Source organism: Saccharopolyspora oryzae (genome assembly GCF_027853915.1).
Classification (GTDB): Bacteria; Actinomycetota; Actinomycetes; order Mycobacteriales; family Pseudonocardiaceae; genus Saccharopolyspora; species Saccharopolyspora oryzae.
On sequence record NZ_JAQGLA010000019.1, the window covers coordinates 41,907 to 64,528 of the forward strand.

Sequence of the window (22,622 nt, forward strand, 5' to 3'; positions counted from 1 at the left end):
CTCCGGTCAGGGGATGATCCGGCGCTTGCGGAGGTCGTCGAAGATCTCCTGGAACATCGCTTCGGTGTCGACGAATTCGTGGAAGCCGAAGCGGCGGGCCTTGGAGCCGTCGGCGAACATGTCGTAGTCCCAGGAGAAGACGAAGTCGCCGAAGCCCCAGGACGAGACCTCCTGGTAGGACAGCGGTTCCAGGTCGTGCTCGGCGACCATGCGCTGCCACAGCTCCGCCTTGTCGGCCATCACGTCGGTCAGCGACATCGGCAGCGGGTCGCCGACCGCCAGGTCGAAGTGCGCGGCGATCTTCGGCCACATCTCCCGCCAGCGGAACAGATCGCCGTTGTTGATGTTGAACGCCTGGTTCTGCGCCTGCTCGGCGTTCGCCGCCCAGACCGTCGCCTTGGCCAGCAGGCGCGCGTCGGTCATCTCCAGCAACGAGTCGTACGCACCCGGCTTGCCGGGGAACCGCAGCGGCAGGCCGAGCTCCTTGGAGATCGCCGCGTAGACCGCGATCACCAGCGCCAGGTTCATCGGGTTGCCGAGCGCGAAACCGGCCACCACCGAGGGGCGCAGTGCGGTCCACGCCCACGCCTTGCCCTGCTGGCGCTGCTCCAGGAAATCCTGCTGGGAAGCCATGAACTCGGGCGGCATCGGACGGGCGTCGGTCTCCCGCGCCGGCGTCTTGAACGGACCGAGGTGCGCGCCGTAGACCTTGTATCCCTGCATGAGGCTGATGTGGCGCAGTCCGGGCGCAGCGGCCTCGACCGCGTCGACGACGTTGGTCAGCATCGCCATGTTCGGCGGCACCAGCTCGGCCCAGGTCGGCCGGTCCTGGTAGGCCGCGTAGAAGAGGTGCGTGACACCGGTCAGCCCGCTCAGCTTCTCCCGGGTGTCCTCCGCGTCCAACAGGTCCACCGCCAGGTACCGGACCCGGTCGGTGTCCTGCCCACCCCGCCTGGACACCCCGACGACCTCCCAGTCCGGGAGCGTGACCAGGTGATCGACGAGGTTGCGGCCAATAACGCCATTCGCACCAACAACCAGGGCAGTCCCGCCTCTCCGCGATTCACAGTGGTGGTCGCGTTCGGGGTCGATCTCGCGTTCCGGGGTTTCTTGTGGCTGGTTTGCGTCACGGTCCCCTGAGGTGCGGTCGAGCGGGGCTCGGGTTGACGCCGGATTGCTCATGCCGTCAACTCTCGTCGGCGCCGATCGATAAGTCCAAGGCTTGTTTCTTCTGGCACTGATAAATTCTGCTCATGGCAACGTTGCGGCAGTTCGAGTACCTGGTGACCGTGGTCGACACCGGGTCGTTCACCAGGGCCGCCGAGCTGCTGCACGTCACCCAGCCCGCGCTGTCGCACCAGGTGCGCGCACTGGAGCGCGATGCGGGCGGGCCGCTGCTGGAACGGCTGCCGCGCTCCGTCCGGCTCACGCCGATGGGCCGCGCGATGCTGCCGCACGCGCGGGCCGCGCTCGCCGATGCCGAGCGGGCGCGGTCGGCCGCTCGGCAGGCGTCCGGGCTGGAGTGCGGCGAGCTGCAGCTGGCCACCGTCTACTCCGCGAGCCTCGGCGTGCTGCCACCGGCGCTGCGCGCGTGGCGGCGGGATCACGGCGGCGTGCGCGTCCACCTCTTCGAGCACCGGCACGGCGCCGAGCTCGAGGCGTCGATGGCCGCCGGGCAGGCCGACATCGCGGTCGGGCCTGCACCGTCCGATTGGGACGGTCCAGTGCACGAACTGGGGGTGGAGGAGTTCGTCGTCGTGCTGCCGCCGGACGATCCGCTCGCCGACGGCGCGAAGGACGTCGAACTACCGCTGCTCGCCGACCGCGGCTGGGTGCACTACAGCCCGGAGAACGGCCTGGCCGAGGTGCTGGACCAAGCTTGCGCGAGAGCCGGATTCCAGGCGCGCGCGGCAGTCCGCACCGAGCAGACCGCCGCGGCGCCGATGCTCGCCGCTGCCGGGCTCGGCCCGGCGCTGGTGCCGGCGAACATCATCCCGAAGCAGTTCGGCGGCACCCTCCTGCGGCCCGACCCGCCGGTCCAGCGCACCTTGGCCGCCTACACCCGAAGCAGCCCCGACCCGCTCACCGCGGCATTCGTCGACACCCTCGCCCGCAAGGCCGCGGTGTTCCCCGACCACGTCCGCCGCCGCATCGTCGGGTGAGCGGCGCTCACCCGGTGAACAGCTGCGCGACCTTCTGGACCAGCTCGTAGACGCCGTAGGCGAAGGGAACGGTCACCCAGACCCACGACACGGCCAGGACTGCTCGGCGGTTCATCGGACCTCCGGTTCGTGGAACTTCGGGTTGACCGGGCGGACCAGTTCGTTGGCCGCGAAGCCGACCACCAGCAGACCGATCATGATCACCAGCGAGGTCGTGTACAGGTCCGGACCCGTCGCACCGGCCGCTTCGCGGGCGTCGGCGATGGCGTTGACGATCAGCGGTCCCAGCACGCCGGCCGCCGACCACGCCGTCAGCAACCGGCCGTGGATCGCACCGACCTGCGCGGTGCCGAACAGGTCCTTCAGGTAGGCCGGGATGGTGGCGAAACCACCGCCGTAGAAGGACAGGATCAGCATCGCGCACAGCACGAACACCGGGATCCCGGACGATCCCGCCAGCAGGATTCCCAAGTACAGCAGGACACCGCCGCCCAAGTAGACGCGGTAGATGTTCTTGCGCCCCACGACGTCCGATGTGGACGACCAGATGAACCGGCCCGCCATGTTGGTCAGCGACAGCAGCGCGACGAACCCGGCCGCCGCGCCGGCCACCACCGGCGTCGAGCTGTTCGCGAAGAAGCCGCTGATCATCGGCGCCGCCTTCTCCAGGATGCCGATGCCCGCGGTGACGTTGCAGCACAGGACCACCCACAGCAGCCAGAACTGCGGGGTGCGCACCGCGTTGCGGGCCGTCACGTTCGCGGTGGTGATCATCGGCTTCGACACCGGTCGCGCGCTCGATCCCGGGTTCCAGGCCGGCGGCGGCGTCCGGATCAGCAGCACGCCCAGCGACATGAACACCGCGTAGACCACGCCGTGGACCAGGAAGGTCAGCGCGATGCCGGACCGGTCGCTGCCGAAGGACGACAGCATCTGCGTCGACCACGGCGAGGCGATCAGCGCGCCACCGCCGAAGCCCATGATCGCGATCCCGGTGGCCATGCCCGGCCGGTCCGGGAACCACTTGATCAGCGTCGACACCGGGGAGATGTAGCCGATGCCCAGCCCGATGCCGCCGACGAAGCCGTAGCCGAGCACCACCAGCCAGTACTGGCCGAGCGCGACGCCCGCCGACGAGATCAGGAACCCCAGCGAGAAACAGGTGGTGGCCACCGCCATCGCCCACCTCGGGCCGCGGCGCTCCACCGTCGTCCCGCCCAGCGCGGCGGACAACCCGAGCATCACGATCCCCAGCTGGAACGGCAGCGCGCTCAAGGTGCCGTTGAGGCCGAGCGCGTCCTCCAGCGGCGGTTTGAAGACGCTCCAGGCGTAGACCTGCCCGATGGCCAGGTGCACCGCCAGCGCAGCGGGCGGCACCAGCCAGCGGTTCCAGTCCGCGGGCGCGACGATGCGAGTGGGAGAGAGCAGATCTGCGACCATCAGGCCTCCGGCCACGTGCTGTCGATCACGGCGCGCCGAGGATACTTGTGGAACGGCGGTCCGACGAGGGTTGACTTCCGCCGAGCGAACGGGTGAGTGAGGGACTGATGGGACGCGTCACCGTACGCCGACCGGTGCTGAGGATCGCCGCCAACGGCACCAGGAGCAGACCGGACGCGCTCGCCGCCGAGGAGCCGCTGGAGATCCGCGTGGACGGCAGCCCGCTGTCGGTGACCATGCGCACGCCCGGTCACGACGTCGAGCTCGCGCACGGGTTCCTGCTGACCGAAGGCGTCATCCACGACCGCGAGCAGCTGGCCACCGCGCGCTACTGCGACAGCCCCGGGCCGGACGGGCGCAACACCTACAACGTGCTGGACATCGCGCTCGCCCCCGGCGTGCAGCCGCCCGACTCGTCGGTGACCCGCAACTTCTACACCACGTCGTCGTGCGGCGTGTGCGGCAAGGCCGCGCTCGACTCGGTCCGGTTGAGCACCCGCCACTCCCCCGCCGCCGATCCGCTCACCGTGACAGCGGACACCCTCATCGGCCTCCCCGACCAGCTGCGCGCCGCCCAGCGCGTCTTCGACACGACCGGCGGCCTGCACGCGGCCGGCCTGTTCAGCGGCGACGGCGAGCTGCTCGCCGTGCGGGAGGACGTGGGGCGGCACAACGCGGTCGACAAGGTGCTCGGCTGGGCGTTGCTGGCGCAGCGCGTGCCGCTGTCCGGGTGCGTGCTGATGGTGTCCGGGCGCGCGTCGTTCGAGCTGGTGCAGAAGGCCGCGATGGCGGGCGTGCCGGTGCTCGCCGCGGTCTCCGCACCGTCGTCCCTGGCCGCTGACCTCGCCGATGAACAGGGCATGACCCTGATCGGCTTCCTGCGCGGACAGTCCATGAACGTCTACACCGGGGCCGAGCGCATCGTGACCAACGACATGACGGACTAGCGGCGGAGCGCGCCCGGCGTTGGCACGATGGAGAGCAAGACCGCCACGGGAGGGATGCATGCGCGATTCGCAGGGCCCCCTGCTGCCGCGCCGCAGTGTTCTCGCCGCCGGGATCACCGGCGTCGCCGCTCTCGGGCTGGGCGTGGGCGGGCGGATCGGGTCCGCACCGCCCGAGACGCCGGTGGCGTTGTCCACCGAGTCGAACGTGTCCGTGGAGCGGCTCTACTCGCACGCCAGGAACTGCTTCATCAACTTCGTCCTGATGTTCCCGAAAGGCGTTGCGCGCCAAGGACTTCCGGTGTGCCTGATGCTGCACGGCCGGTTCGGCGATGCGCGCAAGTCCGTGTTCGGCCTGCCGGACTGGCTGTCGGACGCCGTCGCAGCGCGCCGCATCCCGCCGTTCGCGTTCCTCGCGGTGGACGGCGGCGGGAACAACTACTGGCACCGGCGCCCGAACGACGATCCGCTGTGGATGCTGCTCGGCGAGGTGCCGCGCTGGCTGGCCGAGCGCAACCTCGGGGGAAGCCGTCACCAGCCGTTCGCCTCGGCGGGCATCTCGATGGGCGGCTTCGGCACGCTGCTCTACGCCCGGCGCAGGCGCGAGATGGGCGACCCGCTGTCGGCGGCCGCAGTGGTGTCGCCGGCGCTGATCACCAGCTGGCCGGAGATGCGCAAGCGCAAGGCGTTCGGCAACGAGGCGGAATGGGCGGCGATCGACCCGCTGCGCCACATCAAGTCGCTCGGCGATCTGCCGCTGGGCGTGTGGTGCGGCACCGAGGACCGCTTCATCGAGGGCACCCGCCGCTTCATCCAGCTGGCCGACCCCGACTACGCCTCCACCACGCCGGGCGGCCACAACAGCCGCTACTACCGAAAAGCCCTCCCCGAACTGGTGAACTTCATCGGCGGGAAACTTCCCAACCCCGGCACCAAGTAGTGCCTGGTCAGACCCCGTGCGCACTTTCCGGGGCCAGAGCACCAGAAAGTGCTCACGGGTCAGGACCTGCCGAAGAAAGTCGGAGCACCCACTGAGGCTTTTCCATCCTGTTCGGGCTGCGACCGCGAAGCACGTCCGGCACCGCGCTGCGAGGGTCGCATGCGCCGCAGGCGCATAACCCACCCTCGCAACTCGCACCGCCGCGGGTTCTCAGCGTTCGCCTGGCGAGGACGGCCAACCCGCCGTGTATTGGCATACATAAGGGTTGGCACCCGCAGTCCAAGCGGGCGCTGAGGTTCCGCCACCCGCACCGCCACGCAAAACGCGGATGGAAAAGCCTCACTGGAACCTCACGCCAAGCGGAGCTTCCTCGGTTCCGCGGTGTAGGTGTCGGCTCCGAAGCGGTCGTTGAGGGGCACCGTGCCGTAGAGGGTCCAGCGCAGGATCGCCGGCCAGGGACCGTAGCCGGCGTCGGTGTTGAGGTGTTCGCCGTCCAGTATCACGTCCATCTCCACCTGGAGGGCTTCCGCGAGGCCGTGGGCCTGGTACATCGACAGGTACGGGTCACCGGTGCCGACCACCAGCCGCGTGATGCCCGCTGCGCGGCGCAGCGCCGACGAGTCCGTCGGGTACGGCGCGATGTCCTGGGCGTCCGGGTGCTGCCAGTCAGGGGCCGGCGGGGCCACCAGGAGCACCCGGTCCGCGCGCCGAGAACGCCCCTCGATGGTCGCCGCGTGGTGCAGCCACAACGCCACACCGCAGGAGTGGGCCGCCACCACGAGTTCGGCTTCCTTCGGCACTGCCTCCAGCCGCTCGCGCAGCACCGGCAGCCAGTCCGCCAGCACCGGCCGGTCCGGACCGGGGAACGGGGGCAGTTCGACGTCGACGTCTTGCTCGCGGAGCTGACCGGCGAGCCACTGCTGCCAGTGCCAAGGGCCGGATCCCGTCATCCCGTGAATCAGCAGGACGTGCATCTCGCTCATGGCAGCCGCTCCCCGGAGAGATGATCTGGTCTGTACCCAAGGATCATCTAACCCGCCGCGGTCCGCAGCGGAGACGCCCGGGGGCAAACGTGAAACAGCCCGCGACGGGAAGCCGTCGCGGGCTTGGACGTTTCAACGACACGAACTCGAAAACCGCTGGCCTGCAGCAAGTTCCGCGCCGGAAGCGCAGAAACGGGCCGGGTCAGGCCGACTTCTCGCGGCGCTCTCGACGCGTTGCCTGGCGTGCCACGATCGTTGGGTTCACGTTCTCCCGGACCGTCTGCTCGGTGATCACGACCTTGGCGACGTCCGACCGGCTCGGGATGTCGTACATCACCGGGAGCAGGACCTCTTCCAGGATCGCGCGCAGACCGCGGGCACCCGTGCCGCGCAGGATCGCCTGGTCGGCGATCGCCTCCAGCGCCGTCTTGGTGAACTCCAGCTCCACGTTGTCCATCTCGAACAACCGCTTGTACTGCTTCACCAGGGCGTTGCGCGGCTCGGTCAGGATCTGCACCAGCGACGCCTTGTCCAGGTTCGTCACGCTGGCCACCGTGGGCAGCCGGCCGATGAACTCCGGGATCAAGCCGTACTTGATCAGGTCCTCGGGCATCACGTCGGAGAAGTGGTCGGTGGTGTCGATCTCGGCCTTGGAGCGCAGCTCCGCGCCGAACCCGACGCTGTGCTTGCCGACCCGCTCCTCGACGATCTTCTCCAGCCCGGCGAACGCGCCCGCCACGATGAACAGCACGTTCGTGGTGTCGATCTGGATGAACTCCTGGTGCGGGTGCTTGCGGCCGCCCTGCGGGGGCACGCTGGCGGTGGTGCCCTCCAGGATCTTCAGCAGGGCCTGCTGCACGCCCTCGCCGGAGACGTCGCGGGTGATCGACGGGTTCTCGCTCTTGCGGGCGATCTTGTCGACCTCGTCGATGTAGATGATGCCGGTCTCGGCGCGCTTGACGTCGTAGTCGGCCGCCTGGATCAGCTTGAGCAGGATGTTCTCGACGTCCTCGCCCACGTACCCGGCCTCGGTCAGCGCGGTGGCGTCGGCGATCGCGAACGGGACGTTCAGCATCTTCGCCAGCGTCTGCGCGAGGTAGGTCTTGCCGCACCCGGTCGGGCCGAGCATCAGGATGTTCGACTTGGCCAGCTCGACGGCCTCTTCACCACGGCTCTCCCGGCGCTCACCGGCCTGGATGCGCTTGTAGTGGTTGTAGACCGCGACCGACAGGTTCCGCTTCGCCGGGTCCTGCCCGATGACGTACTGGTCGAGGAACTCGTGGATCTCCGCCGGCTTGGGCAGCTCGTCGAGCTTGACCTCACCGGCCTCGGCCAGCTCCTCCTCGATGATCTCGTTGCAGAGATCGATGCACTCATCGCAGATGTACACGCCGGGGCCGGCGATGAGTTTCTTCACCTGCTTCTGGCTCTTCCCGCAGAAGGAGCACTTCAGCAGGTCGCCGCCGTCACCGATACGTGCCATGACCGCTGACCCCGTCCCCTCCGGCGCGCCGTCCGGTAGCGCGCCTGACCGTATGTGCTTCCGACGGTACCTGGCGTTCCCCGAGTTCGGGGAGACTCACAGTGTCCGCCATGGCCAAGCGTGATGTGACCAGCACAGCGCTCGGCGTGTCGTGATCCCCGCTGCCGGGCGTGCCGCCCGACCGCGTTGCCGGGAGGCTACGCGTTCCCACCGGCCGCAGCAGCTGTTTTCTCCGACTGCTGAATGCGCCGCAGCGCACGCCCGGCCGAAGCCGGCGTGCACGACCACCCATGGGTTGATACCTGCCGGACGGCACGGCCGCTACCGGCGGAAACGCGATGTGACGCACGACTCGCGCCGCTGCGTCCCCAGTCGTGCTCGTGCCCCGACGCCACCCGGGTGATCGACCCGCGACGGGGCGATGCACCCCGCCGCAGGCCCGCAGGGGCCGCCTCACCCGGACACCCGGCCCGGCTGAGACGGCCCCTGACCAGCTGTACTCGCAGCCCCTGGAAATCAGGCCTTACGCCTTCTGCTCCGAGAGCTTGCGGTACGGGACGACCTCGTCGATGATCCCGTACTCCACGGACTGCTCCGCGGTCAGGATCTTGTCGCGGTCGACGTCCTGGCGGACCTGCTCCTGCGAGCGGCTGGTGTGCTTGGCCAGCGTCGACTCCATCAGGTCGCGCATGCGCTGGACCTCGGCGGCCTGGATCTCGAGGTCCGAGACCTGGCCGTAGATGCCCTCCACGGACGGCTGGTGGATCAGCACCCGCGAGTTCGGCAGCGCCTGGCGCTTGCCCTTGGTGCCCGCCGCCAGCAGCACCGCCGCCGCCGACGCCGCCTGCCCGAGGCAGATCGTGCGCACGTCGGGACGTACGTACTGGATGGTGTCGTAGATGGCCATCATCGCGGTGAACGAGCCGCCCGGAGAGTTGATGTACATCTGGATCTCGCGGTCCGGGTCGTCCGACTCCAGGAAGAGCAGCTGCGCCATCACGTCGTTGGCGGAGGCGTCGTCGACCTGGACGCCGAGGAACACGATGCGCTCCTCGAACAGCTTGTTGTACGGGTTCGACTCCTTGACCCCGTACGCGGTGCGCTCGACGAACGAGGGCAGCACGTACCGGGACTGCAGGGACTGGTAAGGGTTCACGGCGGGTGACTCCTCAGTTGCTAGGTCCGGGCGGGATGGTCAGCTGCGCGGCAGGTTCGCGGCACTCGCCACGTGGTCCACGAACCCGTACTCGCGGGCCTCCTCCGCGGTGAACCACCGGTCGCGGTCGGAGTCCTGGGTGATCCGCTCCACGGTCTGACCGGTCTGGTCCGCGATCAGCTCGGCCATCTCCTTCTTGTGCCTGGAGAACATCTTGGCCTGGATCTCGATGTCCGAAGCCGTACCGCCGAGACCGGCCGACGGCTGGTGCATCATGATCCGCGCGTGCGGCAGCGCGAACCGCTTGCCCTTGGCGCCCGCGGACAGCAGGAACTGCCCCATCGAGGCCGCCATGCCCATCGCCACGGTCGCCACGTCCGGCTTGATCAGCTGCATGGTGTCGTAGATCGCCATGCCCGCCGTCACCGAACCGCCCGGCGAGTTGATGTACAGCGAGATGTCGCGATCCGGGTCCTCGGCCGCCAGCAGCAGCAGCTGCGAGCAGATCTGGTTCGAGATCGAGTCCTCGACCTGGGAGCCGAGGACGATGATGCGCTCCCGCAGCAGCCGCTCGTAAACCGAGTCGTTGAGCGAGAGTCCGTTGGTACCCGTCCGCATGGACGGCGCCTGCGCGTCGGACGCCGGAGTCAGGTGCTGCGTCACGTCTCCCCTGCCTTCTCCCACATTGGGCTCTTACTCGTGGGCCACTCCGGTCACTCGCGCCGCTTCCGGTCCGCTTCCACAGTGGACCGAGCTGGTCGGCGGGCGACTTCGACGGCCCTGCTTCCCTCTCGGGTGATCCGCTACAACCGACCCTAACGAAAGTGGGCGGCACCAGCTTCCCAGTACCGCCCACGTTCGCTTAGAGCATGTTTATCGAGTTGTCGAGCGAGAGACGGGTCACTCCGCCTTCTCGGCCTCGGCGCTCTCCTCGTCCTGCTGCGGACCGAACAGCTCGTCCATGTCCAGCTCGTTGCCCTCGGAGTCGGTGACCTTGGCCTGGCGCACCACCGAGAACAGCGCCTTGCTGCGCCGCACGTCGGCGAACAGCGCGCCGAGCTGACCCGACTGCTGGGCCTGCTGGACGAACTGGTCCGGGCTCACGCCGTAGCGCTGCGCCTGGTAGATGATCCGCTGGGTCAGCTCCTCGTCGGAGACCGAGACGCCCTCTTCGTCGGCGATGGTGTCCAGGATCAGCTGGGTCCGGACCGCCTTCTCGGCTTCCTCGCGGGTCTCCGCGTCGAACTGCTCGCGGGTCTTGCCCTGCTGCTCGAGCCACTCCTCGAGGCGCTTCTCGTCGTGGTCGAACGGGTGCACCGCGTCGTGCTGGCGCGCCTCGACCTCGGACTCGACGACCTTCTCCGGCAGCGGCACCTCGACGGTCTCCAGCAGCGCGTCCAGGACCTTGTCCCGGGCCTGCATGCCCTGCTGCATCTTCTTGACCTTGCCCATGCGCTCGCGCAGGTCGGCGATGAGCTCCTCAGCGGTGTCGAACTCGCTGGCCATCTGGGCGAACTCGTCGTCGGCCTCGGGCAGCTGGCGCTCCTTGACGGAGTTCAGCTTGACCGTCACCTCGGCGTCCTTGCCGGCGAACTCGCCGGCGACCAGGTTGGTGGTGAAGGTCTTGGTGTCGCCCTCGCTCGCGCCGACCAGCGCGTCGTCGATGCCCTCGATCAGCTGACCGGAGCCGATCTCGTAGGACAGACCGCTGGTCTTGGCGTCCTCGACGTCCTCGCCGTCGACGGTGGCCGACAGGTCGATGCTGACGAAGTCGCCCTCCTGCGCGGCCCGGTCGACGCCGGCGAGGGTGCCGAAGCGAGCGCGCAGCGAGTCCAGCTGCTCGGTCACCTCGTCCTCGGTGACCTCGACGTCGTCCACGCTCACCGCGAGCTCGCCGAAGGCGGGCACGGTGATCTCGGGGCGGACGTCGACCTCAGCGGTGAACGCGATCTCGGCGCCGTCCTCGATCTTGGTCACCTCGATGTCCGGGCGACCGAGGGTGCGCACCTCGCTGCTGTTGACCGCTTCCAGGTACTTGGCCGGAACCGCCTCGTTGACGACCTCGTCGAGCACGGGGGCGCGGCCGATGCGGCTCTCCAGCACCCGCGCCGGAACCTTGCCCGGGCGGAAGCCGGGGATGCGAACCTGCTGGGAAAGTGCCTTGTACGCGCGATCGAAGTCCGGCTTGAGCTCGTCGAACGGCACCTCGACGTTGATCCGGACGCGCGTCGGGCTCAGGTGCTCGACGGTGCTCTTCACGTGGTCTCCTAGTGCGAACGTGCTTTGATTCCCGGCGCTACCAGCGGGCGCGGTGCAACACCACGTCCAATGCCGGGCTGACCTCCGAGTCTATTGCTTCCCGCCCGGAGCCACGGGCCGGGGTTGCGAGAAGCGAAGTTGGGCAGCCTCACCTAACGCCGAGCCGCCATCCGTGCTTGAGTGGAATCGTGCAGCACACCACCGCCGATCACGCCACCTGCGCGGCGCTGTCCACCGGTCTCGCCGAACCGCTGACCGGGACCGCCGCGGTCGCGCGCGGCTGGCTGTGCCTGGAGCAGCGCGGGCCGTGGGGGCACAACGCGCTGGTGCAGAGCCACCTGGACCCGGACCTCGGCCGGGCGCTGGAGGCGAAAGCGGGCGAGCACGGCGTGCGGGTTCAGCTGATCCGCCGCCCCGGACGCCACGCGGACACCCCCGGCGACGCCACCCGGCACGTCCTGCTCGCCAACACCGAACCCGGCACCGGCTGGCTGCGCGAGCACACCACCGACGACCCGGCCGAACTGCTCGACCTCGACTTCGAGCGCATCGCCGCCGGACACCACGACGACTGGGGACGACCGGCCGCCGACCCCCTGCTCCTGATCTGCACCAACGGCCGCCGCGACCGGTGCTGCGCGCTCCTCGGCCGCGAGCTGATCACCGACCTGGCCGGACGCCACGAGAACGCGATCTGGGAAACCTCGCACACCGGCGGACACCGCTTCGCCCCCGCCGCAGTGCTGCTGCCCAGCGGATACACCTACGGACGGCTCACCGCCCACGCCGTCGAAGCAGTCCTGTCCGCGGCCGCCTCCGGGAAAGTCGCCCTCGAGCACTGCCGCGGCCGATCGACCTGGGACCGCGCCGGACAAACCGCCGAACTCGCCGTCCGCGAACACCTCGGCGAACACCTCACCGACGCGCTGCGCATCACCGGCAGCACCGCCGACCAGGTCGAAGTGGCCCACCAGGACGGCCGCCGCTGGCAGGTGACCGTGCACACCCGCGAACTCGACCCGCCCCGCCCCAACAGCTGCGGCAAAACGGCGGTCCGCCCCACCTCGACCACCGCGGTCGACATCACCGACCGCTGAACATCGAACCGACCGCGGCGCTCAACTCGGTGGGCGTGACAGCCGTGACGATCCCGTCCGCAGGCGTCAGCTCAGCCACGCCCTGCGGACCCGGAACGACGAACGACACCACGACCAGCAGCGCCAACGCGGCACCCAGCACCACGCACACCACCACCGCGGGCAAGTGCACGCGCAACCCCGGAATCCCCTCGCGCATGACCGGGAAATCGGCGCCCCTCGCCCGGCCGTTACCAAGCGTCACTCACGACTGCGACCCAGATCACCGGCAAAACCCGCCCGAAAAGCAAAAAACCGGCCGCCCGCGAGAAGCGAGCGACCGGCCGCGACGTCGGGGTGGCGGGATTTGAACCCACGACCCCTCGCACCCAAAGCGAGTGCGCTACCAAACTGCGCCACACCCCGTCCGACGTGCGACGCACCCGAGAACCCCGGGTGCGTTGCGAAGAGCCTATCGCGACCCGCTAAGCTGTGGCACGCAAGGTCGCCGAAGCCACCGGGAACCGCCCGGAGGAACAAGCGAAACCAGCACGCGGGCGTAGCTCAATGGTAGAGCCCCAGTCTTCCAAACTGGCTACGCGGGTTCGATTCCCGTCGCCCGCTCCGAGCTTGGGTGCAGTGTGCCGATGTATCGGCCTTTGCTCTTCGCCATTGCTGTGGGGGGCCGAGCCCCCCACACCCCCACGGTGCGGGGGTTTCTTTTTTGTTTGCTCCTTGCGATTCGGAGCGTTCCCGACCTGGGTTTTCACCAGCGCGCCGTGGGTCACCACTTTTTGACCCGTCTCCGTTGTCGTTGGCCTCCTCGTCGTTCGGCTGCTCGTCGTCGGCCTTGGTCTCGAGCTTTGCCCTCGGTTGTCGTTGGGTTCGGGCTCCGGGGTGAGTTTTTGATCTTTGGGGGTTGGTTTGGGTTGAAAATGTTTTGGGGAGTGTCGGGGGGTTGGGTCAAGCTGGTGGGGTTCGGGGTGCTGTTGGGGCTTTGGTTTTTGATCTCTTCTGCTTGGGGGTTTTGTGCGGCGGCTTGAGTACAAGTGGCTCGTTGGGATCACCTTCGTGCTGGCTTTGATCATGCAGATCCTGGACGTCACGATCTTGAACGTGGCGCTCGCCACGTTGGGGCGGGAGTTCCAGGTGGATCCGGCTGCGCTCCAGTGGGTGCTTACCGGGTACATGATCAGTTTGGCCGTGTTCATCCCTTCTTCCGGTTGGATCGCCGATCGGTTCGGGAGCAAGCGGACGTTTCAGGCTGCCGTGATCATCTTCACCTTCGCCTCCGTGTTGTGCGGGGTGTCCGGTGAGTTGTGGATGCTCATCGCTGCTCGGGTGCTGCAGGGCGTTGGTGGCGGGATGTTGGTGCCCGTCGGGCAGGCCATGCTGTTCCGGGCTTTCCCCGCCAACGAGCGGGCGAAGGCCGGGGCCGTGCTGTCGATTCCGATCACCGTTGCTCCGATGCTCGGGCCGGTTCTCGGGGGTGTGCTCGTCGAGTACGCCAGCTGGCGGTGGGTGTTCTTCATCAACGTGCCCGTCGGGGCGCTCGCACTGCTGTTCACCGTGCTCTACCTGCGGGAGGAGGAGCGCCGCGATCCCGGGCGGTTCGACTTCCCCGGCTTCCTGCTCGCCGGCGTCGGGTTGGCGACGCTGCTGTACGGGCTCGAACAAGGGGCCCAGCTCGGTTGGGGTGCCGTCCCGGTCTGGGCGAGCCTGCTGATCTCGGGGTTGCTCATCGCCGGGTTGATCTGGCGGGAGCTGACCGTTCGCGAACCGATGCTCGACCTGCGGCTGCTGACCGACCGGATGTTCGGCACCGGCAACCTGCTGCTGCTCTGCCAGACCGGGTCGATGTTCGGCATCCTCTTCCTGCTGCCGCTGTACCTGCAGAACCTGCGCGGCGTGTCGCCGATGTACGCCGGGCTGGTGCTCATGCCGCAGGCCGTGGCCATGCTGCTGACCACCCAGGTCGTCAGCCGGGTCTACGGCCGGATCGGACCGAAGCGGCTGATCCTGGCCGGGTACGCGGTCCAGCTGGCGATCTGCGCCGGGCTGCAGCTGCAGGGGCTGACCACCCCGCTGGGCTTCCTCGTCGGGCTGCTCGCGGTGCAGGGCGTGGCGATGGGGCTGCTGATGACCCCGGTGCAGACGGCGACCTTCGCGAGCATCTCCGGGCCGGCCATGGGGCAAGCGAGCTCGCTGTTCAACGTCAGCCGGCAGGTCGCCACCGCCCTCGGCACCGCCATCGTCGCCACCGTGCTGGTGGTGCTCACCGAGCACGGCCGGTCCACGATGGACCAGACCACCTCGTTCGCCGAGGTCGAGCTGGGTGCCTACCACGGGGCGTTCCTGGTCTCCGCGGTCTTCGCCGTGCTGGGTATCCTGCTGGCTCTGCGGGTGCGCGACGCCGATGCCGCGGCCAGCCTCGACCGCCCCAGCGAACCGCCCCGAACAGGCGACCGCGAAGCGGCCGAGACCGTGAGATAGGTCAAGAGCGCCCCGCTGCCGGAAAGCTCCGGGCAGGATGTGAGGGGTGACCGATATGCCGCACGTCGACCAGGTCCGCAACCACGACCGCTGGCGTCCGGGCTGGCGCGCCGGGCGCACCGGCTACGCCTGGCTGCTGCCGCTGGCAGACCAACCCGGGCTGCGCAAGCTGGTGAACGACTACCAGTACGCGCTGCGCGACCTGCCGGGCTTCGACCTGGTCCCGCTGGAGTGGATGCACATCCTGATCCAGGAGATCGGGTTCACCGACGAGATCGACGAGACGCGGATCGAACCGCTGGTCGCGGCCACCCGCAAGCGGCTCGAGGCGGTGCTGCCGCTCACCCTGGCCTTCCACCACGCCGTGGTGCAGCCCGAATCGCTGTCGCTGCCGGCCGAACCGCAGTCGACGGTCATCGAGCTGCGCAACGCGGTGCGCGAAGCGCTGGCCGACGTGCTCGGCGAATCGGCGGTGCCGCCGGAACCCGAGGACGTCGACAAGCACGTCAGCCTCGCCCACTCCACCACCGACGGCCCGGCGATCTTCGCCGTGGCCACGCTCAGCGGCACCGTGGTGGAGCCGACCACGGCGAAGATCCCGTCGCTGACGCTGGTCAAGCTCGACCGCGACCACTCGAGCCCCGAGTGGGAGAAGGTCACCGAAGTCCCGCTGGGCGCCTGATCCCCGGTCCCCGCCGACGCGCGTCGGCGGGGACTGCCCGGCTGCGGCCGTGCGGGGGAATTGGGTCGCGCCGGGGTGGCTCGCTCGGTATCAAGGCCACATGGGTGAGCTGAGCGCGCGCGGTCTCCGGGCAGACGAGTACGACGACTTCTTCGGCGTGTTCTCCGCGGCGTTCCTCGACGATTCGCTGGCAGCCTCGAGCGAGGCGTACGAGGACGTGTTCCGCGCGGAATTCGCGCACGGCGTCTTCGACGGCGACGAGATGATCGGCGCGGCCGGACGGCTCGAGCAGGAGATCACCGTGCCAGGACCGGCGCAGTGCCCGCTCGCGGCGATCACGGCGGTGGGCGTCAAGCCCGGACATCGGCGACGCGGCGTGCTGACCTCCCTGATGCGCGAACAGCTCGGCGCGCTGCACGACGACGGCATGCCGGTCGCGGCGCTGTACGCGTCGGAAGCCGGCATCTACGGCCGTTTCGGGTACGGGCTGGCCAGTTTCGAGAGCCACCTGGCAGTTCCGCGCGGCGCCGCTTTCCTGTCCACTGTGGAGGTCGACGGCCGGAGGGTCCGCGAAGTCGGCCGGGAGCAGGCGCTGGAGTTCGCACGCTCCCTCTACCCGGCCGTCGCGGCGGCCAACCCCGGTTGGCTGTCCCGGAGCGACGGCTCCTGGGAAGCCCGCGTCCTCGACAGCCCCAATGCGCGCGGCGACGTCAGCGCTCCCCGGTTCGCGGTGCACCCCGACGGATACGCGATCTACCGGCCCAAGCGGGAGTGGACGAGCCGCGGGCCCGCCTACCAACTGCACGTGGCCGAACTCGTGGCCGCGACGCCGCAGGCCTACGCCGCGCTGTGGCGGTACCTGCTGGACATCGACCTGGTCGCCGAGGTGGTCTGGCGCAAGGCCGCGATCGACGAGCCGGTACTGGGCATGCTGGTCAACCCGCGCGCCGTCGACCGCGAAGTGCTCGACGGGTTGTGGGTGCGGCTGGTCGACCTGGATCGCGCGCTGATGGCCCGCCGCTACGCCGCCCCGGTCGACGTGGTCTTCGACGTCACCGACCGCTTCTGCCCGTGGAACGAGGGCCGCTGGCGGCTGCGCGCCGACGGCGCGGGATCCGCCACCGCCACCCGCACCGAGAACGCCGGGGAGATCTCGCTGGACGTCGCAGCCCTGGCTGCCGCCTACCTGGGCGGCACCACGCTGGCCGCGCTGGCGCGCACCGGGCGGGTCGTCGAGCGCGAGCCGGGGGCGCTGCTCGCCGCCTCGCGGGCGTTCGCGACCGACTTCGCACCGCACTGCCAGGAAGGCTTCTGACCACCCGTTCGTGCGATATCCAGGTACTGTCGATGAGGACGGATTCGTCCGCTTCGGGAGGTCTTGGGTGTCCACCGCCGTCTTGATCATCGTGATCGCGCTCGTGGCGATCGGCGCCGCCGTCTGGTGGTCGCGCAAGAAAGCCGTGGAACACCAGCAGAAGCAGCTGGCGGACGCCAAGGCCGAAGCACGTCGCTGGGTGGAACGGCTGGGCGGCCAGGTGCTGAACCTGATCGGCACCACCGAAGCCGCCAAGCAGGCGCTGGCCGACGCCGCCGAGCGGCACGCCGCCGCGGTCTCGCAGCTGGAGCAGGCCACCACTGAACAGCAGGCCCGGCTGACCACCGAGTCCGCCCTCGAAGGGCTCTACTACGTGCGTGCAGCGCGGATCGCCATGGACATGGACCCGGGTCCCGAGCTGCCCGACCTGGCCGGTCAGAGCGGCGCGGGCAAGGTCACCGAACGCCGCGAGGTCGAGGTCGAAGGCCGCCAGCAAATGGCCTCGCCGGACCCGAGCGAGCAGACGCCCCACTACTACCCCGGCGGAACCGTCGCAGGCCGCCCGGTGCCGCAGGGCTGGTACAGCGAGCCGTGGTGGAAGCCCGCGCTGGTCGCGGGCGCCTGGGGCGTGGGCTCGTTCGTCCTGATGAGCGCCCTGCTCAGCGGGATGTCCGGAGTCCCGGCCGAAGCGGCCTACGCGGACGGCTTCCAGGACGGCATGGCCGCCGACAACCCGGGCGACGCAGCCGGCGACTTCGGCGACCCCGGAGCAGACCCCGGAGCCGACTTCGGCGGCGACCCCGGAGGCGACTTCGGAGGCTTCGGAGACTTCGGCGACTTCGACTTCTGACCCACCACCGGTACACCCGATCCGGTTCAGCCCGACCACAGTTTCAATTGAAACTGCAGATCCCAGGCACGAGTGATCACAGTTTCAATTGAAACTGCACCCGACACGCCGAGGAGCACGGACCGACCCCACCTGCCCCGACCAGCCGGTGTTCCGGGGCCGAGGGGGTTCCGACGCAATTTCAATGGAAATCGGAGGTCCGATTTCCATTGAAATTGCGGGAGTTCTCCACAGGACCCCGGACCTGTCCACAGGTGTTGGTGTGTCGGGGTCCGACACGCGCTGGTGTGTCGGGTTACTCGGGTTGGCAGGTGGGGCACCAGTAGAGCTTGCGGCCGGAGAGGTCCGCCATGGCGATGGGCGTGCCGCAGAGCAGGCAGGGCATCGCCGCTCGACGGTAGACGTAGACCTCACCGCCGTGGCGGTCCTGGCGCGGAGCCCGGCCGGTGACCTCGGGCATGTGCTCGGGTCGCACGGTGTCGATGCGCCCCACCCGGACCCCGTCGGCCATCAGCTCGACCAGGTCCGCCCAGATCAGGTCCCACTGCTCGCGGGCGAGCGCGCGGCCCGGCGTGTAGGGCTGGATGCCGTGCCGGAACAGCACTTCGGCCCGGTAGACGTTGCCGACCCCGGCCAGCACCTTCTGGTCCAGCAGCAGCGCCGCGATGCTCGTGCGGGACCGGGAGATCTTCGACCACGCGCGCTCCGGGTCGGCGTCCGAGCGCAGCGGATCCGGGCCGAGCCGGGCTCGCACCGCCTCGACCTCATCACCGGTGAGCAGCTCGCAGGCGGTCGGGCCGCGCAGGTCCGTCCAGTGCGTCTTGCCGACGATGCGCATCCGCACCTGGCCGCGCGGTTCGGTCACCGGCAGCTCGGACTCGCTGAACGTCCCGTACAGCCCGAGGTGCACGTGCACGATCCGGTCGGGGCCGTAGTGGTGGAACAGGTGCTTGCCGTGCGCCTCAGCGCGCTCCAGCACGGTGCCGTCGAGCAGCGAAGCGCTCGTGGCGAAGCGTCCCTGCGGACTGGCCACCTGAACCTCCGTGCCTGCGAACAGCTCGTCGTGCACTCCGGCGAGCCGGTGCAGCGTGTGGCCTTCGGGCATTCGAACGTCCTCGGAGCATGTCGTCGGTCCTGGTTCCGCTCCCCGCACGAGACCGGTTCCCAGAACCTGCCTCCGATCTCTACCTCGATGTGCCGAAAGCGGACCTGCGTCGTCCGAGGTTCCGCCGCGCGAGCAGGCTTCTCAGACGATGAGCCACAGCGCGAGGGACTCGACGAGGTAGGCGCCCACGCACCACAGGGCGATGTGCAGGCCTCGGAGGATCGGTCGGTCGCGGCGCGGGAACGCGAATCCGGCGACCAGGGAGACGAGCGGCGCGAGGACTGCTCCGGCGGTCAGCCACAGGCCGACGCCGAGCACGCAGTCCGGCGCGGGGCAGAGCGCCGCCACGAGCTTGGGCGAGAGCGCTTGCTGCCCGAAGAAGAGCACCAGCACGCCGACCACCGTCGCTGTCACCGCCACCAGGGGTGTCAGCACTGCGCGGCGTGCTGGTGCCATCGGTCAGTTGCCGGGCAGAGCCGGGGGCTGGCCGGTCTTCTCGTAGTCGGAGAGCAGGTCGATGCGCCGCTGGTGGCGGCCGCCCTCGAACTCCGTGGTCAGGAACGCCTCGACGATCTGCTCGGCCTCCTCGACGGTGTGCATCCGCGCACCGACGCCGGCCAGCAGCGCGTTGTTGTGCTGACGGGCGAGCTTGGCAGTCTCGACGCTCCAGGCCAGCGCGGCGCGGGCGCCGGGGACCTTGTTCGCGGCGATCTGCTCGCCGTTGCCCGAACCGCCGAGGACCAGCCCGAGGCTGCCCTCGTCGGCGACGACGCGGCGGGCGGTCTCGACGCAGAACGGCGGGTAGTCGTCCAGGGCGTCGTATTCCGCGGGGCCGATGTCGGTCACTTCGTGACCCTTGTCGGCCAGCCACTTGACGAGGTGGTTCTTGAGTTCGTATCCGGCGTGGTCGGAGCCGATGTAGACGCGCACGTCGGCAGTCTGACAGATCCGCCTCTCCGCGAATCACAGTGGTGGTTGCGTTTGGGGGGTGATCTTGCGTTTTGGGGGTTTCTTGTGGCTGATTTGCGTCACGGTCCCCTGAGGTGCGGTTGGGTGGGGCTCCGGTTGCGTGCCTGGATAGCCTCTCGGGCATGACCTGCGTCGATGTGCACGTGGACTGGGGTTTGACTGGCTTGCGGGCGATGTCGGAGTTCCCTGTTCTGGTGGTCGTCGACGTGCTCTCGTTCTCCAGCGCCGTGGACATCGCCACCAGTCGTGGGGCTCGGGTGCTGCCCCTGCGCTCGCACGACGTACAGGTCCCCGGCGGAGCGGTGCTGGCCGGGCCGCGCAGTCTCGATCGCTGGTCCTTGAGCCCGTCGTCGCTGCGCAGCATCACCGCCGTCCGGCTGGGGTTGCCGTCGCCGAACGGTGCGACGCTGTGCGCCGAGGCTTCCGCGACGGGCGCGACCGTTTTCGCAGGTTGCCTTCGCAATGCGGACGCGGTGGCCGCTGCGGCGGCGCGTGTTGGCGGACCGATCGGCGTGGTCGCCGGAGGCGAGCGCCGGGACGGCGAACTCCGGCCGGCGATCGAGGATCTGCTCGGTGCGGGCGCGATCATCTCTGCGCTGCCCGGCCGCCGCTCCCCTGAGGCCGAGCTCGCGGCTGCCGCTTTCCAGGCCGTGCGGGACGACATCGGTGGGCTGCTCGCGGGTTGCGACTCCGGTCTGGAGCTCGCGGAGATGGGGTTCGCGCACGACGTGGATCTCGCTGCGGAGGTCAACGCCAGCCGGACCGCGCCGGTGTTGCGCGACGGTTTCCTGGAGGCGGCGTGAGCTGGCGAGAAGTCGGCCAGGGCGTGTTCGTGCGGCGCTACGCCGAGCTCGACCTGTCCATCGGTCTGGTGGTCGGGGCTGAGTGCGCCCTGGTCATCGACACCCGCGGCGACCACGTGCAGGGGTCCGAGCTGGCCGCCGCGGTCCGCGAGATCACCGCGCTGCCGTGGCAGGTCGCGATCACGCACGCCCACTTCGACCACTGCTTCGGGACCAGCGCGTTCCTGCCCGCGCCGGTGTGGGCGCACGAGCGCTGCCCCAGATTTCTCGCCGCGACCGCCGACCAGCAGCGCGCCGAGTGGGTCGCGCACTACCGCGGCGAAGGCTCCGACGACATCGCCGATGCGCTCGCCGAATCGACCCCGACCCAGCCGGACCACCTGGTGTCCGAGCGCGCCGACCTGGACCTGGGCGGCCGAACCGCGCAACTGCGCCACCTCGGCCCCGGGCACACCGATCACGACCTGGTCATCGCGGTTCCCGACGCCGGCGTCGTGTTCGCCGGGGACCTCGTCGAGCAGGGCGCTCCGCCGGACTTCGGCGATGCCCACCCGGAGCGCTGGCCCGCCGCAGCGGACGGAATCCTGGCGCTCTCCCCCGCCACCGTCGTGCCCGGTCACGGCGATCCCGTCGGCCCGGACTTCGTCCGCACCCAGCGCGCCGAACTCGCCGCCATCGCCGAGCTCTGCCGCGAGCACCGGACCGGCGAGCTCACCGAAGAGCAAGCGCTCCACCGCTCGCCCTACCCCGCCGACACCACCCGCACTGCGCTGAGACGGGCCTGAAACCCGACAATCCGCCCACAAGGCGAACGTTGCGTGAATCACGGTCTCAACTCGCCTAGTCCACCTGAGAACCAGGCAGAGCGCGCAGACGCACCGAAACCGCTGGACCAATCGGACTTTCCACTGGGCCATTCGGCGTCAATTCGGGATCCCGGGGCACCGATCCGATAACGCGAACGTCATTCTCTTCTAAACGCGCCAGCGAACCGCTCCCCCGGTTCGCGAGGTTTCGACGGGCGAAGGACAGGTGGAGATCGAACATGTCCGGACGGGACGACTTCGACGCGGGTCGCCAGGACCTCGCCGCGCGCAACGCCGCGCTTCGGGACCAGATCGACAACATGCTCTCCGATCTCCGGCGCCGCACCGCCGAGATCCAGGAGAAGCAGTCCGCCGCCGCGCAGCAGACCTTCGAAGTCGCCTCCGACGACGGCATGGTCACCGTCCGGGTGGACGCGACCGGAACCGTGCAGGAACTGGCCCTGTCCCCGAAGGCGTTCGAACGCACCACCCCCGAGAAGCTCGCCCGCAGCATCACCAGCGTGATCCGGGAGGCCGCGGGCACCGCCCAGCGGCAGCTGCAGTCCGAGTTCGCGCCGCTGGCCGACGTTTCGGACGTTCCGGAAGTCCCCGGCGTCCCGTCCCTGGCGGGTCTGCTGCGCCAGGGACCGCTCGTCGAACCGCCCAACCCCGACGTCGAACGCCAGCAGCGGCGCGCCGAGGACTCCGCCGCCCCGGCGAGCAACAGCGCGCCGCCGCCGCAGGTGCGCACCGCGCCCGATGACGAGTGGGACGACGACTGGGAGTGGGAGAACAACCGGCGAGGGGGCCGCCGATGAGCGACCAGATGCGGATGGAGCCCGAGGAGATCCGCTCGGGCGGCAAGAAGATCGGCGACACCGGCAAGGACCTCGAGCAGGTGGTCAACACCCTCAAGTCCGCGCTCGACGGCGAAGGCGAGTGCTGGGGCAACGACGAAGCCGGGCAGAAGTTCGCCGGGGACTACACCAAGGGCCGCGACAGCGTCTTCGACAGCCTGAAGAAGGTTGTCAAAGCCCTCGGCGACATCGACGACAACCTCAAAGCCACCGCCGACGACACCGAGTCCAGCGATGCCGGTTCGGCCGCGGACATCGGCAAGTCCGGCTCCAACATGCCCTCGTAGGGAGTGGATGTT

At 69.3% G+C, this 22,622-nt stretch carries 25 protein-coding genes and 2 tRNA genes; 14 read left to right on the forward strand and 13 right to left on the reverse strand.

Going from position 1 to position 22,622, the window contains the following annotated elements; all coding sequences use genetic code 11:
- Positions 1-6: 6 nt before the first annotated feature.
- Entirely contained in the window at positions 7-1,041 is a 1,035-nt protein-coding gene (locus OU415_RS14960; protein ID WP_270949412.1) for an SDR family oxidoreductase, read from the reverse strand.
- On the opposite strand from OU415_RS14960, the gene OU415_RS14965 reads away from it, so the two are divergent.
- Together OU415_RS14965 and OU415_RS14970 are read left to right on the forward strand one after the other, a co-directional pair.
- Complete coding sequence (locus tag OU415_RS14965) at positions 994-1,140, forward strand: hypothetical protein (RefSeq protein WP_270949417.1); 147 nt, start codon at positions 994-996, stop codon at positions 1,138-1,140. The genes OU415_RS14960 and OU415_RS14965 overlap by 48 nt on opposite strands.
- 113 nt (positions 1,141-1,253) lie before the next feature.
- Positions 1,254-2,162 (forward strand): LysR family transcriptional regulator, encoded by a 909-nt coding sequence (locus OU415_RS14970; protein ID WP_270949359.1) that lies wholly within the window; start codon positions 1,254-1,256, stop codon positions 2,160-2,162.
- A gap of 7 nt (positions 2,163-2,169) precedes the next feature.
- Here OU415_RS14970 and OU415_RS38445 read toward each other — a convergent pair whose 3' ends face one another.
- Both OU415_RS38445 and OU415_RS14975 read right to left on the reverse strand, forming a co-directional pair.
- Complete coding sequence (locus OU415_RS38445) at positions 2,170-2,277, reverse strand: MFS transporter small subunit (protein WP_456300261.1); 108 nt, start codon at positions 2,275-2,277, stop codon at positions 2,170-2,172.
- Positions 2,274-3,602, reverse strand: a complete 1,329-nt coding sequence (locus OU415_RS14975) for an OFA family MFS transporter (RefSeq protein ID WP_270949360.1) — start codon at positions 3,600-3,602, stop codon at positions 2,274-2,276. Before OU415_RS14975 ends, OU415_RS38445 begins: the two co-directional genes overlap by 4 nt.
- A gap of 107 nt (positions 3,603-3,709) precedes the next feature.
- On the opposite strand from OU415_RS14975, the gene fdhD reads away from it, so the two are divergent.
- Entirely contained in the window at positions 3,710-4,549 is an 840-nt protein-coding gene (fdhD, locus tag OU415_RS14980) for a formate dehydrogenase accessory sulfurtransferase FdhD (RefSeq protein ID WP_270949361.1), read from the forward strand.
- A gap of 58 nt (positions 4,550-4,607) precedes the next feature.
- Positions 4,608-5,486, forward strand: a complete 879-nt coding sequence (locus OU415_RS14985) for an alpha/beta hydrolase (protein WP_270949362.1) — start codon at positions 4,608-4,610, stop codon at positions 5,484-5,486.
- A 350-nt stretch (positions 5,487-5,836) separates the two neighbouring features.
- On the opposite strand, the gene OU415_RS14990 is transcribed toward OU415_RS14985, so the two are convergent.
- The 5 genes from OU415_RS14990 to tig all read right to left on the reverse strand — a co-directional run bounded on the left by OU415_RS14990 (position 5,837) and on the right by tig (position 11,367).
- Complete coding sequence (locus OU415_RS14990) at positions 5,837-6,469, reverse strand: RBBP9/YdeN family alpha/beta hydrolase (protein ID WP_270949363.1); 633 nt, start codon at positions 6,467-6,469, stop codon at positions 5,837-5,839.
- A 202-nt stretch (positions 6,470-6,671) separates the two neighbouring features.
- On the reverse strand, positions 6,672-7,952 hold the full coding sequence (gene clpX / locus OU415_RS14995) for an ATP-dependent Clp protease ATP-binding subunit ClpX (RefSeq protein ID WP_270949364.1): 1,281 nt from the start codon (positions 7,950-7,952) through the stop codon (positions 6,672-6,674).
- Positions 7,953-8,475: 523 nt separating this feature from the next.
- Positions 8,476-9,108: an ATP-dependent Clp protease proteolytic subunit gene (locus tag OU415_RS15000; protein WP_093152379.1), complete on the reverse strand. Its 633-nt coding sequence runs from the start codon at positions 9,106-9,108 to the stop codon at positions 8,476-8,478.
- Between the two features lie 39 nt (positions 9,109-9,147).
- Entirely contained in the window at positions 9,148-9,771 is a 624-nt protein-coding gene (locus tag OU415_RS15005; RefSeq protein WP_270949365.1) for an ATP-dependent Clp protease proteolytic subunit, read from the reverse strand.
- A gap of 237 nt (positions 9,772-10,008) precedes the next feature.
- On the reverse strand, positions 10,009-11,367 hold the full coding sequence (gene tig, locus OU415_RS15010) for a trigger factor (RefSeq protein ID WP_270949366.1): 1,359 nt from the start codon (positions 11,365-11,367) through the stop codon (positions 10,009-10,011).
- Between the two features lie 176 nt (positions 11,368-11,543).
- On the opposite strand from tig, the gene OU415_RS15015 reads away from it, so the two are divergent.
- On the forward strand, positions 11,544-12,464 hold the full coding sequence (locus OU415_RS15015) for a sucrase ferredoxin (RefSeq protein WP_270949367.1): 921 nt from the start codon (positions 11,544-11,546) through the stop codon (positions 12,462-12,464).
- On the opposite strand, the gene OU415_RS15020 is transcribed toward OU415_RS15015, so the two are convergent.
- Both OU415_RS15020 and OU415_RS15025 read right to left on the reverse strand, forming a co-directional pair.
- On the reverse strand, positions 12,451-12,663 hold the full coding sequence (locus OU415_RS15020; RefSeq protein WP_270949368.1) for a hypothetical protein: 213 nt from the start codon (positions 12,661-12,663) through the stop codon (positions 12,451-12,453). The two genes, OU415_RS15015 and OU415_RS15020, sit on opposite strands and share 14 nt — an antisense overlap.
- Positions 12,664-12,795: 132 nt before the next feature.
- Positions 12,796-12,869: transfer RNA gene (locus OU415_RS15025), tRNA-Pro, on the reverse strand.
- A gap of 127 nt (positions 12,870-12,996) precedes the next feature.
- On the opposite strand from OU415_RS15025, the gene OU415_RS15030 reads away from it, so the two are divergent.
- The 5 genes from OU415_RS15030 to OU415_RS15050 all read left to right on the forward strand — a co-directional run bounded on the left by OU415_RS15030 (position 12,997) and on the right by OU415_RS15050 (position 17,783).
- Positions 12,997-13,067, forward strand: a tRNA-Gly gene (locus tag OU415_RS15030).
- A gap of 447 nt (positions 13,068-13,514) precedes the next feature.
- Complete coding sequence (locus OU415_RS15035) at positions 13,515-14,936, forward strand: MDR family MFS transporter (RefSeq protein ID WP_270949369.1); 1,422 nt, start codon at positions 13,515-13,517, stop codon at positions 14,934-14,936.
- Between the two features lie 55 nt (positions 14,937-14,991).
- Entirely contained in the window at positions 14,992-15,618 is a 627-nt protein-coding gene (locus OU415_RS15040) for a 2'-5' RNA ligase family protein (protein ID WP_270949413.1), read from the forward strand.
- A gap of 100 nt (positions 15,619-15,718) precedes the next feature.
- On the forward strand, positions 15,719-16,933 hold the full coding sequence (locus OU415_RS15045) for a GNAT family N-acetyltransferase (RefSeq protein ID WP_270949370.1): 1,215 nt from the start codon (positions 15,719-15,721) through the stop codon (positions 16,931-16,933).
- 67 nt (positions 16,934-17,000) lie between these two features.
- On the forward strand, positions 17,001-17,783 hold the full coding sequence (locus OU415_RS15050; protein WP_270949371.1) for a hypothetical protein: 783 nt from the start codon (positions 17,001-17,003) through the stop codon (positions 17,781-17,783).
- Between the two features lie 295 nt (positions 17,784-18,078).
- On the opposite strand, the gene OU415_RS15055 is transcribed toward OU415_RS15050, so the two are convergent.
- The 3 genes from OU415_RS15055 to OU415_RS15065 all read right to left on the reverse strand — a co-directional run bounded on the left by OU415_RS15055 (position 18,079) and on the right by OU415_RS15065 (position 19,818).
- Positions 18,079-18,888, reverse strand: coding sequence for an Fpg/Nei family DNA glycosylase (locus OU415_RS15055; protein WP_270949372.1), 810 nt, complete (start codon positions 18,886-18,888; stop codon positions 18,079-18,081).
- Between the two features lie 141 nt (positions 18,889-19,029).
- Positions 19,030-19,344, reverse strand: coding sequence for a hypothetical protein (locus tag OU415_RS15060; protein WP_270949373.1), 315 nt, complete (start codon positions 19,342-19,344; stop codon positions 19,030-19,032).
- A 3-nt stretch (positions 19,345-19,347) separates the two neighbouring features.
- Positions 19,348-19,818, reverse strand: a complete 471-nt coding sequence (locus OU415_RS15065) for a ribose-5-phosphate isomerase (RefSeq protein WP_270949374.1) — start codon at positions 19,816-19,818, stop codon at positions 19,348-19,350.
- Positions 19,819-19,979: 161 nt separating this feature from the next.
- Between OU415_RS15065 and OU415_RS15070 the strand changes: the two genes are divergently transcribed.
- From OU415_RS15070 to OU415_RS15085, 4 genes are all read left to right on the forward strand, one after another.
- Positions 19,980-20,660, forward strand: a complete 681-nt coding sequence (locus tag OU415_RS15070; protein WP_270949375.1) for a 2-phosphosulfolactate phosphatase — start codon at positions 19,980-19,982, stop codon at positions 20,658-20,660.
- The gene (locus tag OU415_RS15075; protein ID WP_270949376.1) at positions 20,657-21,445 is read left to right on the forward strand and encodes an MBL fold metallo-hydrolase; all 789 of its coding nucleotides are present in this window, start codon (positions 20,657-20,659) and stop codon (positions 21,443-21,445) included. Before OU415_RS15070 ends, OU415_RS15075 begins: the two co-directional genes overlap by 4 nt.
- Positions 21,446-21,705: 260 nt before the next feature.
- Positions 21,706-22,284 carry a YbaB/EbfC family nucleoid-associated protein gene (locus OU415_RS15080; RefSeq protein ID WP_270949377.1) on the forward strand — a complete coding sequence of 193 codons (579 nt, stop codon included), beginning with the start codon at positions 21,706-21,708 and terminating at the stop codon, positions 22,282-22,284.
- Positions 22,281-22,610, forward strand: coding sequence for a WXG100 family type VII secretion target (locus OU415_RS15085; RefSeq protein ID WP_270949378.1), 330 nt, complete (start codon positions 22,281-22,283; stop codon positions 22,608-22,610). Before OU415_RS15080 ends, OU415_RS15085 begins: the two co-directional genes overlap by 4 nt.
- Positions 22,611-22,622: the final 12 nt, after the last annotated feature.

Coding starts and splice junctions, on each gene's coding strand:
- OU415_RS14970 (WP_270949359.1), top strand. CDS start 1,254: ATGGCAACGTTGCGGCAGTTCGAGTACCTGGTGACCGTGGTCGACACC.
- OU415_RS38445 (WP_456300261.1), bottom strand. CDS start 2,277: ATGAACCGCCGAGCAGTCCTGGCCGTGTCGTGGGTCTGGGTGACCGTT.
- OU415_RS14975 (WP_270949360.1), bottom strand. CDS start 3,602: ATGGTCGCAGATCTGCTCTCTCCCACTCGCATCGTCGCGCCCGCGGAC.
- fdhD (WP_270949361.1), top strand. CDS start 3,710: ATGGGACGCGTCACCGTACGCCGACCGGTGCTGAGGATCGCCGCCAAC.
- OU415_RS14985 (WP_270949362.1), top strand. CDS start 4,608: ATGCGCGATTCGCAGGGCCCCCTGCTGCCGCGCCGCAGTGTTCTCGCC.
- OU415_RS14990 (WP_270949363.1), bottom strand. CDS start 6,469: ATGAGCGAGATGCACGTCCTGCTGATTCACGGGATGACGGGATCCGGC.
- clpX (WP_270949364.1), bottom strand. CDS start 7,952: ATGGCACGTATCGGTGACGGCGGCGACCTGCTGAAGTGCTCCTTCTGC.
- OU415_RS15020 (WP_270949368.1), bottom strand. CDS start 12,663: ATGCGCGAGGGGATTCCGGGGTTGCGCGTGCACTTGCCCGCGGTGGTG.
- OU415_RS15040 (WP_270949413.1), top strand. CDS start 14,992: ATGCCGCACGTCGACCAGGTCCGCAACCACGACCGCTGGCGTCCGGGC.
- OU415_RS15045 (WP_270949370.1), top strand. CDS start 15,719: ATGGGTGAGCTGAGCGCGCGCGGTCTCCGGGCAGACGAGTACGACGAC.
- OU415_RS15055 (WP_270949372.1), bottom strand. CDS start 18,888: ATGCCCGAAGGCCACACGCTGCACCGGCTCGCCGGAGTGCACGACGAG.
- OU415_RS15060 (WP_270949373.1), bottom strand. CDS start 19,344: ATGGCACCAGCACGCCGCGCAGTGCTGACACCCCTGGTGGCGGTGACA.
- OU415_RS15070 (WP_270949375.1), top strand. CDS start 19,980: ATGACCTGCGTCGATGTGCACGTGGACTGGGGTTTGACTGGCTTGCGG.
- OU415_RS15080 (WP_270949377.1), top strand. CDS start 21,706: ATGTCCGGACGGGACGACTTCGACGCGGGTCGCCAGGACCTCGCCGCG.
- OU415_RS15085 (WP_270949378.1), top strand. CDS start 22,281: ATGAGCGACCAGATGCGGATGGAGCCCGAGGAGATCCGCTCGGGCGGC.